The 13,403-nt window shown below is 64.8% G+C and carries 12 protein-coding genes; 4 read left to right on the top strand and 8 right to left on the bottom strand.

What is annotated here, in order from left to right:
• Positions 1–48: 48 nt before the first annotated feature.
• The 3 genes from yqeB to BN2154_RS03910 are packed head-to-tail and all read right to left on the bottom strand — an operon-like array spanning position 49 to position 2,118.
• The gene (gene yqeB, locus BN2154_RS03920) at positions 49–840 is read right to left on the bottom strand and encodes a selenium-dependent molybdenum cofactor biosynthesis protein YqeB (RefSeq protein ID WP_050617537.1); all 792 of its coding nucleotides are present in this window, start codon (positions 838–840) and stop codon (positions 49–51) included.
• Positions 828–1,538, bottom strand: a complete 711-nt coding sequence (gene yqeC / locus BN2154_RS03915) for a selenium cofactor biosynthesis protein YqeC (protein ID WP_050617536.1) — start codon at positions 1,536–1,538, stop codon at positions 828–830. The genes yqeB and yqeC overlap by 13 nt, the downstream gene beginning before the upstream one ends.
• 4 nt (positions 1,539–1,542) lie before the next feature.
• Positions 1,543–2,118, bottom strand: coding sequence for a manganese efflux pump MntP (locus BN2154_RS03910; RefSeq protein WP_242853678.1), 576 nt, complete (start codon positions 2,116–2,118; stop codon positions 1,543–1,545).
• A gap of 118 nt (positions 2,119–2,236) precedes the next feature.
• Between BN2154_RS03910 and tadA the strand changes: the two genes are divergently transcribed.
• Positions 2,237–2,707 carry a tRNA adenosine(34) deaminase TadA gene (tadA, locus tag BN2154_RS03905; protein WP_050617534.1) on the top strand — a complete coding sequence of 157 codons (471 nt, stop codon included), beginning with the start codon at positions 2,237–2,239 and terminating at the stop codon, positions 2,705–2,707.
• Between the two features lie 397 nt (positions 2,708–3,104).
• Here tadA and BN2154_RS03900 read toward each other — a convergent pair whose 3' ends face one another.
• The 5 genes from BN2154_RS03900 to BN2154_RS03880 form a co-directional block, all read right to left on the bottom strand.
• On the bottom strand, positions 3,105–4,088 hold the full coding sequence (locus BN2154_RS03900; RefSeq protein ID WP_050617533.1) for an ABC transporter permease: 984 nt from the start codon (positions 4,086–4,088) through the stop codon (positions 3,105–3,107).
• Complete coding sequence (locus tag BN2154_RS03895; protein ID WP_050617532.1) at positions 4,085–5,194, bottom strand: ABC transporter permease; 1,110 nt, start codon at positions 5,192–5,194, stop codon at positions 4,085–4,087. Before BN2154_RS03895 ends, BN2154_RS03900 begins: the two co-directional genes overlap by 4 nt.
• Entirely contained in the window at positions 5,191–6,744 is a 1,554-nt protein-coding gene (locus BN2154_RS03890; protein WP_050617531.1) for an ABC transporter ATP-binding protein, read from the bottom strand. Before BN2154_RS03890 ends, BN2154_RS03895 begins: the two co-directional genes overlap by 4 nt.
• A 156-nt stretch (positions 6,745–6,900) precedes the next feature.
• The gene (locus BN2154_RS03885) at positions 6,901–8,157 is read right to left on the bottom strand and encodes a BMP family ABC transporter substrate-binding protein (RefSeq protein ID WP_050617530.1); all 1,257 of its coding nucleotides are present in this window, start codon (positions 8,155–8,157) and stop codon (positions 6,901–6,903) included.
• A 252-nt stretch (positions 8,158–8,409) separates the two neighbouring features.
• Positions 8,410–8,982: a xanthine phosphoribosyltransferase gene (locus BN2154_RS03880; protein ID WP_050617529.1), complete on the bottom strand. Its 573-nt coding sequence runs from the start codon at positions 8,980–8,982 to the stop codon at positions 8,410–8,412.
• Positions 8,983–9,232: 250 nt separating this feature from the next.
• Between BN2154_RS03880 and BN2154_RS03875 the strand changes: the two genes are divergently transcribed.
• From BN2154_RS03875 to BN2154_RS03865, 3 genes are all read left to right on the top strand, one after another.
• Entirely contained in the window at positions 9,233–10,915 is a 1,683-nt protein-coding gene (locus BN2154_RS03875; RefSeq protein ID WP_050617528.1) for an S-layer homology domain-containing protein, read from the top strand.
• 32 nt (positions 10,916–10,947) lie between these two features.
• On the top strand, positions 10,948–11,805 hold the full coding sequence (locus tag BN2154_RS03870; protein ID WP_050617527.1) for a YitT family protein: 858 nt from the start codon (positions 10,948–10,950) through the stop codon (positions 11,803–11,805).
• Positions 11,806–12,035: 230 nt separating this feature from the next.
• On the top strand, positions 12,036–13,376 hold the full coding sequence (locus tag BN2154_RS03865) for a butyryl-CoA:acetate CoA-transferase (RefSeq protein ID WP_050617526.1): 1,341 nt from the start codon (positions 12,036–12,038) through the stop codon (positions 13,374–13,376).
• Positions 13,377–13,403 lie beyond the last annotated feature (27 nt).

Raw genomic sequence — 13,403 nt, 5'->3', positions numbered from 1 at the left:
TTTCTCCAAAAATCCCCCGTTTCCGGCTACATTGGGTTACAAAGGGTATCAGCCCCGGCGGCTCTGGAAGTACAGCAGCCCCTCCAGCACGCCGCCGCCCACTGCCCGGGCCTTGTCCGAGACGGTGAAGCAGTGCTCGTATTCACACCGGGGGTCGATGTCCCCCGCCTTCATGCCCTGGGTGACCCGCAGGCCCGCGGGGAGCATTCCCCGCACCATGCCCGGCATGGCGGCGTACACCGGCGTGCCATCCACCCGGGCCACCAGCGCTCCGGTCTCCACCCTCTGGCCGATCTCCACCTCCGGCTCAAAGATTCCGTCTGCCGTGGCCCGGATGATCCGCTGGGCGGAATAGCCGCCGATGTCGCCGGGCACGCCGGTGTTGGGGATGGCGCTCCCGGCCAGGATGAGCCGCCCCAGGTAGTGGCCCCGCTTGGTCTCCACCACCCCATGGCAGTCCACCCCCGCCGTAAAACCCGGCCCCAGGGCCAGGACGATGGGGGCGTCGGTGAGGGCCGTGCCCAGGTTCCGCTTGGCCAGGATGGCGTCCACCAGGGCATCGAAGGGCAGTTCGGTCCGAATGCGCGCCTCCGGGTCGGCCAGCACGGGGACCTCTCCCGCCGTCAGGCAGGCCGCGGCCTCCTCCGCCGTCTCCACCCGGCGGGCGGCGATGCCTTCCACCTGGGCCGTCCCGTCATACATGCACTGGCAGAAGGCCACGGTCCGCCGCACCGCCGTGGGCCGGGCGATGTCGGTCATCACCACCCGGAACCCCGCCCGGTGCAGCCGCACCGCCGTGCCGGTGGCCAAGTCCCCGGCCCCTTTGATCAAAACCAGCATTTTCCGTCACGCTCCTCTTCCCGAAATGCCGTCAGCACGGCTTGAAGGCCCATGGCCCGAATCTGGGCCGCGCATACCTCCCCGGCGGCCCGGCGGGCCGGCGTGTCCGCCTTGTTGAGCACGCACCGGAAGGCCGCACCGACCGGGACCCCCTTGCGCCCCCCCAGGGGGTGGGTCAGCAGCCGGGCCGCGTCCGCCGCCGTCACGAGGGCGTCCGGGGGCTTGTCCACCAGGGCCGCCGCCCGGTCCGGCCGGTGGCAGGTCTCCCCGATGGGGCGGCCCACCGCGTCCAGCCCCGCCACGGCCAGCACCGCCCGGCTCTCCGGCGGGATCACCGGCTCCCACTCCTCCGGAGCTTTGAGGGGCAGGCGGTTGGCCCCGTCCCCCTCCACCAGCACCACGCCGGCCAGGTCCAGCAGGGCCGCCGGGTTCTCCGGGCCGGTCAGCTTGCCCTTCTCCCCCACCGTCCCCACGGTCACCGCCCGCCGGGCCTCCAGCAGGGCCCGGGTGGGCCGTTCGGACCGCGGGAGCCCGGGATGGGGCAGGATGTGGGTGGTGGTGGTGACGGCCACGGTGTAGCCCGCGTCCACCGCCTGCCGCGCCAGGGCATAGAGCAGGGTAGTCTTGCCGCCGCCCCCCACCAGGGTCACCAGCCGGTGGGCCGCCGGGTCCAGGGCCAGCCTGCGCCAAAGCTCCATGTCCTTACCCTCCCGTCAGATGCTCGATCAAAATTCGGACCCCGATCAGAATGAGGACGATTCCGCCCGCCAGCTCGGCCCGCCGCTGGAAGAGGCAGCCCAGCCGCCGGCCCAGCAATCCCCCCAGCACCGACAGGCAGAAGGCCACCGCCCCGATGACCCCGGCGGCGGTCAGGATGTCCACCTCCATGCACGTCAGGGAGACGCCCACCGCCAGGGCGTCGATGCTGGTGGCCACCGCCAGGGCCGTCAGCCGCCCCGGCGTGAGGGCGGCCGGCTCGGGCCGCGCCTGGGTCCCGCAGCCCTGAACCAGGGCCCCTGCCGCCATCCGTCCGCCGATGAGGGCCAGCAGGGCAAAGGCGATCCAGTGGTCCGCCGCCTCCACATAGGCGCTGACCCCGGTGCCCAGCAGCCAGCCCGCCAGGGGCATGGCAAACTGGAAGGCCCCGAACCACACGCCCAGCTTGAGTGCCTGGGCCGGCCCAAAGCCGGGGACGGCCACCCCGCTGGATACCGACACGGCAAAGGCGTCCAGCGCCAGGCTGAGGGCGATGAGGAGGAGAAAGACGGCCTGTTCCACGCGATCACCTGTTTTCCTGTTTGATATCATAGCACACCTGTACACATTATGCCAGAGCCTTGCGCCCCATGCCAAAACCGGGTACAATAGCGGGGAGAGAAAGGCAGGTGGGTCCCCTATGGAGCGGGAGGAGTATATGCGTCAGGCCCTGGCCCTGGCGGAGGAGGCCGCCGGGCACGGCGACGTGCCGGTGGGCTGCGTGGTGGTAAAGGACGGGGCGGTGATCGGCCGGGGCTGCAACCGCCGGGAGGAACGGGGGGACGCGGTGGCCCACGCGGAGGTGGAGGCCATCCGGCAGGCCTGCCGGGCGGTGGGGGGCTGGAATCTGCACGACTGCGCCCTCTACGTGACGCTGGAGCCCTGCCCCATGTGCGCCGGGGCCATCATCAACGCCCGGGTGGGCACGGTGTGCTACGGGGCCCGGGACGAGAAGGCGGGGGCCTGCGGCTCGGTGCTGGACCTGTTTGCCGAGCGCTTCAACCACCGCCCCCGGGTATACGGCGGGGTCTTGAAAGAGGAGTGCGCCGCTCTGCTCCAGGATTTTTTCCATGATCTGCGCAAAAATTCCCCGAATTTTCCCCAGAATTAAAACAATTGTAACAACTCCAGCTACTTTTTTTAACAATACCTCTGTATGCTTCGTGTTGCAAGAGACATTACTTCTTTTCATTCTATCCTCCGATCCTGTGAAAAAGCAGCGGCCTGACCGCTGCTTTTTCACGCCCGGAGGGGCAGTTTGGCTGCATTACGTCAACTTTACGAAAAACCCCCGAGATTTAATGCTCTTGTAACAACTTAAGATTTGATTGTTAACAACTCTTGGGTATCATAACACTTGCAAGAGACAGTTTCTTTTCATTTCATTGTATCCTCTTTCCTTTGGCAGAGCCGGACGTCAGGAGCAGGCGTCCGGCTTTTGCTGTCCGGAAAAAACGCCGCCCGCCGCAGCCGTTTCCATCGGCTGCGGCGGGCGGCGGTTTGTTCGCTTATCTTTCCTCTCGGAAGTAGGACAGCCCCAGATGTGCCGGCGGCTGATTCTCCCGCTTTTTCCGCAGGCTCACCACCACCAGCACCAGGATGGTGGCCAGATAGGGCAGCATCTTGAACAGCTCCTGGCTGGAGCGGCTCAGGCCCGGGATATACAGGTACAGCCAGGTGAGGAAGCCGAACAGGTAGGCGCCCCAGATGGCGTTGAGGGACCGCCACACGGCAAAGATGACCAGGGCCACGGCCAGCCAGCCCAGGGCCTCGATGGTGCCCTCGCTGGCCCAGGTGCCCTTGATGTAGTCCATGGTGTAGTACAGCCCGCCCAGGCCGGAGATCCCCGCGCCGATGCAGGTGGCCAGGTACTTGTAGCGGATGACGTTGACGCCGGCGGCGTCGGCGGTGGCGGGGTTTTCGCCCACCGAGCGGAGGTTGAGGCCCATGCGGGTGCGGTTGAGGAACCAGCGCAGCAGCACGGCCAGCAGGATGGCCAGATAGACCATAAAGCCGTAGCTAAACAGCAGCCGGCCGGGCGCGCCCAGGTTGGCCAGGGCGGGGATGTTGGCCCGGTAGGCGGCGGAGGTGGTGGCCACCGAGATCTGGCCCACGCCGCCGGCCATGGTGTTGAGGGCGCCGCCGAAGAAGTTGGCCACGCCTCCGCCGAAGATGGTGAGGGTCAGGCCGGTGACGTTCTGGTTGGCCCGCAGGGTGATGGTGAGGAAGGAGTAGAGCAGTCCTCCGGCGGCGGCGGCCAGGAAGGCGCAGACGAAGGAGAGCGCCAGACAGACGGCGGGGTTGGGGGTGGGGGTGGACAGCTCGTAGCCGAAGGCGCTGGCCAGACCGGCGATGCCGCCCAGGTACATGATGCCGGGCACGCCCAGGTTCAGGTTGCCGGACTTCTCGGTGATGATCTCCCCCAGGGCGCCGTAGAGGATCACGGTGCCGAAGACGATGGAGGCCTGAAGCAGCGACAGGATGTCGATCATGAGTGGTGGGCCTCCTTTCTCCCGCGGAAGATCAGCTTGTACTGGATAAAGAACTCGCTGCCGATGATGCAGAACAGGATGATGCCGGTGATGACGTTGGAGGCGAATTCGTTGAGCTTGAACTGGGAGGCGATCTGGCTGGCGCCCTTCTGGAGGAAGACCAGCAGGAAGGAGATGAGCACCATGACGAAGGTGTTGAACTGGGCCAGCCAGGCCACGATGATGGCGGTAAAGCCCCGGCCCCCGGCGGTGGAGGTAGAGATGGTGTGGCTGGCTCCGGCCACGGCGATGAAGCCGGCCAGGCCGCAGATGGCGCCGGAGATGGCCATGGTGCGGATAAAGACCTTGGACAGCCGGATGCCGGCGTAGCGGGCGGTGTTCTGGCTTTCGCCCACCACGGCGATCTCATAGCCCTGCTTGGAGCTCTTCAGATAGATGTACATCCCCACGGTGAGGACGACCACAATGAGGACGTTGAGGCCGTAGGCCTGGCCGAAGAGCTCGGGGAACCATCCGTCCTTGGTGCTCTGGTTGATGATGCCCACCACGTTGGAGCCGTAGGGGTTCTCCCACAGGGCCACGCAGTAGGAGGTGATCTGGATGGCCACGTAGTTCATCATGAGGGTGAACAGGGTCTCGTTGGTGCCCCAGCGGGCCTTGAACACGGCGGGGATCATGCCCCACACCGCCCCGGCGCACAGACTGGCGATGGCCATGATGACCAGCAGCACCGGAGTGGGCACGGTGCCGCCCAGGGCGAGCATGAGCCCGGCGGTCATGCACCCGCCCACCAGGATCTGCCCCTCGGCGCCGATGTTCCAGAACTTCATTTTGAAGGCGGGGGCCAGGCCGATGCCGATGCACAGCAGCATCATGGCGTCCCGAATGGTGACCCAGCTCCGGCGCGAGGAGCCGAAGGCCCCTTCGAACATGGCCTCGTAGACCTGTACCGGGTTGAGCCTGGTGATGGCGTAGATAAAGGCGCCGCTGAGGATCAGGGCCAGGACCACGGCGGCGACGCGGATCAGCCAGCCCTTCCAGTGGGGCAGGCCGTCCCGCTTGGCGATGCGGAGGACGGGCTCTTTGTGGACAGCCGGGGTACTCATGCGCGCTCATCCTCCTTTTTCAGATTGGTCATGAGGAGGCCGACCTCCTCCTTGGTGGCGGAGCGGCCGTCCACGATGCCGTTGACGTGCCCGGCGCAGAGGACCAGGATGCGGTCGCACAGCTCCAGCAGCACGTCCAGGTCCTCGCCCACATAGACCACCGCCACGCCCTTCTTTTTCTGCTCGTTGAGCAGGTGGTAGATGGTGTAGGAGGTGTTGATGTCCAGGCCCCGAACGGCGTAGGCGGTCATGAGCAGGGTGGGGCTGGAGGCGATCTCCCGGCCCACCAGCACCTTCTGCACGTTTCCGCCGGACAGGCGACGTACCGGGGTGGACAGGCTGGGGGTCATGACCTCCAGCTCATCCTTGACCTGCTGGGCCAGGGTCTTGGGGGCCCGGCGGTCCAGCATGGGTCCCCGGCCGGCCCGGTAGCTTTTGAGCATCATATTGTCCGGCATGTCCATGTCCCCCACCAGGCCCATGCCCAGCCGGTCCTCGGGGACGAAGGCCAGGGAGACGCCGATCTTTCTGATCTGCAACGGGTCCTTGCCGATGAGCTCCTCTCCCGCCCGATCCACGGGCACGTGCTGCCCGGCGATGGCCTCATCGGGGGCGGGGGGGTGGTAGAGAATGTGGCCGCCGCTCTGGACGCTCTGGAGCCCGGCGATGGCCTCCAGCAGCTCCTTCTGCCCGCTGCCGGAGATGCCGGCAATGCCCAAAATCTCCCCGCCGTAAGCCTCAAAGGACACATCGTCCAGGGCCTTGACCCCCTCGTCGGACAGGACGGTGACGTGCCGGACCTCCAGGCGGAGGTTCCGCTTCTCCACTACCGGCCGCTCGATGTTCAGGGTGACCGCCCGGCCCACCATCATGTCGGTGAGCTTCTGGGGATCGGTGTCCTGGGTGGCCACATCGCCGATGTACTCCCCCTTGCGCAGCACCGCCACCCGGTCGGAGATGGCCATGACCTCGTGGAGCTTATGGGTGATGATGACCACGGACTTGCCGTCCGCCTTCATGTTGCGCAGCACATCGAAGAGGCGGTCGGTCTCCTGGGGGGTGAGGACGGCGGTGGGCTCATCCAGGATGAGGATGTCGGCCCCGCGGTAGAGGACCTTGATGATCTCCACCGTCTGCTTCTGGGATACCGACATGTCATAGATCTTCTGGTCCGGGTCCACCTGGAAGCCGTACTTGGCGCAGATCTCCCGGATGCGTCCGGAGACCGCCTTGAGATCCAGCCGCCCCTCGTTTTTCAGCCCGAGGGCCACGTTTTCGGCGGCGGTGAACACGTCCACCAGCTTGAAGTGCTGGTGGACCATGCCGATGCCCAGGTCGAAGGCGTCCTTGGGGGAGCGGATGGTGACGGGGTGCCCGTTCACCGCGATCTCGCCCTCGTCCGGGAAATAGATGCCCGAGAGCATGTTCATCAGCGTGGTCTTGCCGCTGCCGTTCTCTCCCAGCAGGGAGAGGATCTCCCCCTGGCGGATGTCCAGATCCACCTTGTGGTTGGCCACAACGGCACCGAAGGTTTTGGTGATGCCCCGCATCTGGACTACATTTACGGTTGCCAAGCAATTCACCCTTTCTCCCTGGCCTTCCCGGAATCCAGGCGGGGCCATGGTTTCGTGTACCACTCTATTGTACCAAAATGGAGGGCTTGCTGCCAAGCCCTCCATTGCGGTTTGTGGTGTACTTTATGAAATTTATTCGGCGGTGAGCTCGGTAATGCCATCGATGCGCAGGTCGAAGTAGGGGGCGGAGCGGATGACGGACTCGTAGAACACGCCGTCGGTGATGGTCTCGGCGCCGTTCATGCCGTAGGACTCGGTATAGGAGGTCAGGTGCTCACCGCCCACGGTGAAGTTGGCGCAGTCAAAGATATTGAGGCTGCCGTCCTTCAGGCCGGCCCAGACCTCTTCCACCTTCTCGGCGGTGCCCTCGGCGCAGGACTGGCCCAGCGCGGAGATGGACACGGCGCCGTCCTTGATGCCGGTGGCAAAGTCGGCGGGGATCTCCTCTCCCTTGAGGAATTTGTCCAGGGTGGTCTGGTACAGGACGGACCAGACGTTCTGGGCGGAGGTCAGGGCGGCGGCGGGGGCCACGGAGAGCATATCCACGTTGTAGCCCACGGAGTAGGCGGTCTTGCCGCCGTCGAGGGCGGCCTGGACGGCGGAGGGAGCACCGGTGGAGTCGGCGTGCTGGCCGATGATGACGCAGCCGCGGGCCATCAGGGCGTTGGCGGCCTCAGACTCCTTGGCGGGGTCGTACCAGGACTGGGTGTACTGCACGTCCATGTGGGCCTCGGGGACGATGGACCGGATGCCCAGGAAGAAGGCGGTGTAGCCGGAGACCACCTCGGCATAGGGGTAAGCGCCCACATAGCCCACGTAGGGATCGGTGACGGTACCGGCGTCCAGGAGCTCCTTGAGCTTCATGCCGGCCACCACGCCGGAGACATAGCGGGACTCGTAGGTGTAGGGGAAGATGTTCTTCAGGTTGGCCAGGCCGGAGGCGGCGGCGTTGTCGCCGGTGCAGGAGACGAAGATCACGTCCTCGAACTCGGAGGCAGCCTGCTGCATGTAGCTCTGATGGCCGTAGGAGTCGGAGAAGATGATGGTGCAGCCCTGCTCGGCCAGATCCACGGCGGCGTCGTAGCAGTTTTCATCCTCGGGCACGTTGTACTTGATGATGAGCTGGGTGTCCAGGTCCAGGCCCAGGTTCTTGCAGGCGGTGGTCAGGCCCTCGATGTGGGCCATGTCGTAGCCGGAGTTCTCGTCGTGGAGCATGATGCCGCCCACCTTGACGGCGGAGGCGGGCTCGGCGGGGGTGGACCCTGCGGGAGCGGAGGCGGCGGGGGCAGAGGCGCTGGGAGAGGGACTCTGGCTGCCGGAGCTGGAGCAGGCGGCCAGGCCCAGGACCATGACGCCGCCCAGGAGCAGGGCGAGAATGCGCTTTTTCATTTCTGGTTCCTCCTTATTTCTGGTTGGTTTATGGAACGTGATACCCGTATTCGCTATGTAAAAACGGCTGCCATAGCCGGGATATCCTGATACCGCATATCGCCGACTGGCAGCCGTCTGGCTTCCATCCGCTCATCCCAAGAAGGCGTCCCTTCTTGGCTGCGGCAGCATACGTAGAACCTATGTCGTCGTCGGAACAAAGTTCGTTCCACTCCGCCCGTCTGACGCCGGGCATCCGTTTCGTTCCCTTGTTCAGCAGAACTCCACGCCGGTCTCCTCGCTCATGGACTTGATCCGGGCCAGGGACTCCACCCGCACGCCCATGGAGCGGATGCGGTCTCCGCCGGGCTGGAAGGCCTTCTCCACGCAGATACCGGCGCCCACCAGGGTGGCCCCGGCGTCCTCCACCAGCTTGATAAGCCCCTGCAGGGCGCTGCCGTTGGCCAGGAAATCGTCGATGAGCAGCACCCGGTCCTCCGGGCGCAAAAACTCCCTGGCCACGATGATGTCGTAGACCTTGCCGTGGGTGAAGGACTCCACCTTGGAGGTATACACGTCCCCGGCGATGTTCTTGGTCTTGTTCTTCTTGGCGAAGATGACCGGGCAACCAAAAAACTGCGCAGTCACGCACGCGATCCCGATCCCCGATGCCTCGATGGTCAAAATCTTGGTGACCCCGCAGTCGCCGAACAGGCGCCGGAACTCCTTGCCGATCTCGGCAAAGAGGCTCACATCCATCTGGTGGTTCAGGAAGCTGTCCACCTTGAGCACGTCGCCGCCCCGAATCTTTCCGTCCCTGCGGATGCGCTCCTCCAAAAGCTCCATGGCCCCTTCTCCTGTCTCTATCTTTCGTAATGGAAAAAACTATCTTCATTTTACAGGAAAACGCCGCGCCCTTCAATCAAGCAAATTGCACAAAAAGCGGCGGTCATATCCGGGCTTTTCACGGAATGTTTCCAAGCCGCAGCGCCCGCAGCCGTTTTTTAGGGCTTGCGGCTTTGCCCCATAAGCATTACAATAGGGGCTGCGACAGAATCCGCCCCTTTGTGTGTTCCGTTTGGAGGTTTTTCTTATCATGCTCAAGCGTCAAATTCCCGCGCTGATGATCTGCGCCGTTCTGCTCTGCTTGCTGTCCGCCTCGGCTCTGGCGGTGGAGTTCCCCGACGTCTCTCTGGAGCACTGGGCCCATGACGACGTGGTCAAGGCGTCGGACTGCGGTCTGGTCCAGGGTCTGGAGGACGGCACCTTCCGCCCCGAGGAGACGCTGAACCGGGCGTCCTTTGTGACCATCCTCCAGCGCATGTTCGGCTGGGAGACGGTGACCCCCACCGTCCCCTCCTTCACCGACGTCCCGGCCGACGCGTGGTACTACGCCGCCGTGGAGACCGCCCGTGCCCACGGGGTGCTGGACGCGGACACGGCCTTCCACCCCATGGGCTACATCACCCGCTCGGACATGGCGGTGATGCTGGTGCGGGCCCTGGGCTATGACACGCTGGCCGACAGCCTGGCCGCCGCGGGGGCTCCCTTCCCCGACGTGACGGAGAACGCCGGCCACATCACCGTGGCCGCCGCCATCGGCATGACCAACGGCATCGTGGATGAGCGGACCGGTCAGACCCTGTTCCAGCCCGCCTCCTTCGCCACCCGGGGGCAGGCGGCGGCCATGCTGGTGCGGGTGTATGACCGCTATACCGCCCGGGTAAACTGGCTCCATGGGTTTTACGCCTTCTCCTCCTACGCCCAGATCGCCTATACCGCCGACATGGACGCCGTCAGTGTGGGCTGGGCCCGTATGAGCTGGGACGAGACCAACGGCGCGTGGCTCAACTCCACCAGCGCCGGAGGCAACGACTGGGTGAAGCCCAACGACGCCTCCGCCGCCACCTCTTATTTCCAGGGGAATGGCACGCCGTATAACCTGAACGTCTATGCCGACACCGCCAAGCTCACCCTGTCCGGGGGCGGCGAGACCAGCGCCCTGGACCAGGTTCTGAATACCGAGGCCGGCCGGGAGCAGGCGGTGTCGGCCCTGGCCGCCGCCGCGGCCGACTATGCCGGCATCACCATCGACTTCGAGGGTATGAAGTCCGCCGACTGGCGCGCTCCCTTCGTGGCCTTTCTCACCCGGCTCCGGGCCGCCCTGCCGGCGGACAAGGCCCTCTACGTCTGCGTGCCCCCCGACGACTGGTACAAGGGCTACGACTACCGGGGCATCGGCGAGGTCTGCGACAAGGTCATCCTGATGGCCCACGACTACCAGTGGACCTCCGTGCCCGACGGCTATGTGGGCGTCCGGGCCCCTGACTCCCCGGTGACCCCCTTCCCCAGCATCTTCCGGGCCCTCTCCTCCATCACCGACGCCGCCACCGGCGTACAGGACCGGAGCAAGATCGCCCTGGCCATCTCCTTCGGCACCGCCGGGTTCCAGGTGGACGGCAACGGTCTGCTGGCCAGCCAGACCATCTATCACCCGGCTCAAGCCACCATCGCCCGGCGCCTGGCCCAGCCGGACACCGTCATCACCTACGACGCCGGTGACCGCAACCCCTGCGCCGTCTACACCGGGGACGACGGGACCGTCCGCTATCAGCTCTGGTACGAGGACGCCCGCAGCGTCACCGACAAAATCGAGCTGGCCCGGATGTTCGGCGTCAACGGCGTCTCGCTGTGGCGTGTCGGCAACATTCCCAGCTATGCGGAGGACGCCGCGCTGTACTACGACGTGTGGCCCGCCATTTTAGCCCAGCGGCCCTGATTTATCCTCACCACGGACGGGAGACGATTGGCATGCGCCCGAAAAAGCTCGCCCAGGAATTTCTGCTGATGACCCTCGGCACCGCCCTGGTGTCCGTGGGGGTCTACTTCTTCAAGTTTCCCAACCACTTCTCCATGGGCGGGGTGTCGGGCCTGTCCATTCTGCTGGGCGCGGTCATCCACGTGCCCTGGCTCACCCCATCCGCTTTCAACACCATCATCAATATCCTGTTTCTGATTCTAGGCTTCCTGCTGCTGGACAAGGGCTTCGGCCTGCGGACGGTGTACTGCTCCCTGCTGTACTCCGGCCTGGTGCAGGTGTTTGAGTGGCTGTGCCCCCTGGACGGCCCCCTCACCGGCGAGCTCATGCTGGAGCTCTTTTTCGCCGTCCTCCTGCCCGCCCTGGGCTCGGCCATCCTGTTCAACCTGGACGCCTCCACCGGCGGCACAGACATCGCCGCCATGATCCTGAAGAAGTACAGCGGCACCGACGTGGGACACGCCCTGCTCTACACTGACATCGTCATCGCCGCCGCGGCCCTGTTCATCTTCGGCATCACCGCCGGGCTGTGCTCTCTGCTGGGCCTGGTGCTCAAGTCGGTGCTGGTGGACAGCGTCATCGAGTCCCTCAACCGCCGCAAGGCCTTTATCATCATCACCTCCGATCCCCGGATGGTCTCCGGGTTCATCACCCACGACCTGGCCCGGGGCGCTACCATCTGGCGTGCCCAGGGGGCCTACACCTTGGAGGAGCACTGGGTGGTGCTGACGGTGCTGACCCGGGGGCAGGCGGTGCTGCTGCGCCGCTATTTGAAGGAGCACGATCCCCATTCCTTCATGATCGTCACCAATTCCAGCGAGATTTTCGGCAAGGGCTTCCTGCGGGCCTGAGCCCGGCTTCGGCCCCGGTCCAGAGCGGCGTTCCGGACCGGGGCCTCTTTTCTTTTTCTTGACAGCTTTGCTTTTCTCAGGTAATATGGTCCTATGCTCCCGTTTTTGTGCGGATTGCTCTGTTTTTATGTACTTTTTTGCGCTTTCCAATGAAAATATTTCAGCTTTCGATTTGTATTTCATCATACGGGTCTCTTGTATGTGGAAGAAATAAAAAAGGAGTGGATCGAGTGGATTATCAAGCCGAATATCAGAAAAAGCGGACCACCGCTGCCGAAGCCGTCAAGATCATCCAGTCCGGCGACTGGGTGGACTATGGCTGGTGCACCAATCACCCCGTGGCCCTGGACCGGGCGCTGGCGGCCCGAAAGGACGAGCTGACCGACGTAAACGTCCGCGGCGGCGTGACGATGTGGATGCCGGAGATCTGCAAGGCAGACGACGCCGGCGAGCATTTTACCTGGAACGCCTGGCATATGAGCGGCGTGGACCGGAAGATCGCGGCCAAGGGGATGGGGTACTTCTGCCCCATGCGCTATTCCGAGCTGCCCCGCTTCTACCGTGAGAACGTCACGGTGGACGTGGCCATGATCCAGGTCAGCCCCATGGACGAGCACGGCAACTTTAATTACGGCCTGGCCGCCTCCCATCTGTCCGACATGCTGTCCGTTGCCAAGCACATCATCGTGGAGGTCAACCAGAACATGCCCTGGGTGAACGGCCTGACGGGCAGCGAGATCAACATCATGGACGTGGACAAGATCGTAGAGGGGGACAATCCCCCGGTGGCCGAGTTGGGCGCCGGCGGCCCGCCCTCGGAGGTGGACCAGGCCGTGGCGGAGCTGATCGTGCCCGCCATTCCCAACGGCGCCTGCCTCCAGCTTGGCATCGGCGGCATGCCCAACGCCGTGGGCATGATGATCGCCCAGTCCGACCTGCGGGATCTGGGCGTACATACCGAGATGTACGTGGACGCCTTCGTGGATATCGCCCGGGCGGGCAAGATCACCGGCGCCCGGAAGAACCTGGACAAGGGCCGTCAGGTGTACGCCTTTGCCGCCGGCACCAAAAAGCTGTATGAGTACGTCAACCGCAACCCCCACGTGCAGGCCGCGCCGGTGGATTATACCAACGACGTGCGGGTCCTGTCCCAGTTGGACAACTTCATCTCCATCAACAACGCCATCGACCTGGACCTGTTCGGCCAGGTGAACGCCGAAAGCGCCGGTCTCAAGCACATCTCGGGCACGGGCGGACAGTTGGATTTCGTGATGGGGGCCTACCTGTCCAACGGCGGGAAGAGCTTTATCTGCATGTCCTCCACTGTGGCGGGCAAGGACGGGACGCTGAAGAGCCGGATCATCCCGACCCTGGCCAACGGGTCCATCGTCACCGACCCCCGCTCCACCATCCAGTACCTGGTCACCGAGTACGGCATGGTGGACCTGAAGGGCACCGCCACCTGGCAGCGGGCGGAGAAGATCATCTCCGTGGCCCATCCCGACTTCCGGGACGAGCTGATCGCCCAGGCGGAGCAGATGAAGATCTGGAAGCGCTCCAACAAGCGCTGATCCCTCCAGGGCCCGGCGGCATCCCCG

Source organism: Intestinimonas massiliensis (ex Afouda et al. 2020) (assembly GCF_001244995.1).
GTDB lineage: Bacteria > Bacillota > Clostridia > Oscillospirales > Oscillospiraceae > Intestinimonas > Intestinimonas massiliensis.
Note: the sequence above shows the minus strand (reverse complement) of the source record. Positions and strands in the feature narration are given on the sequence as shown.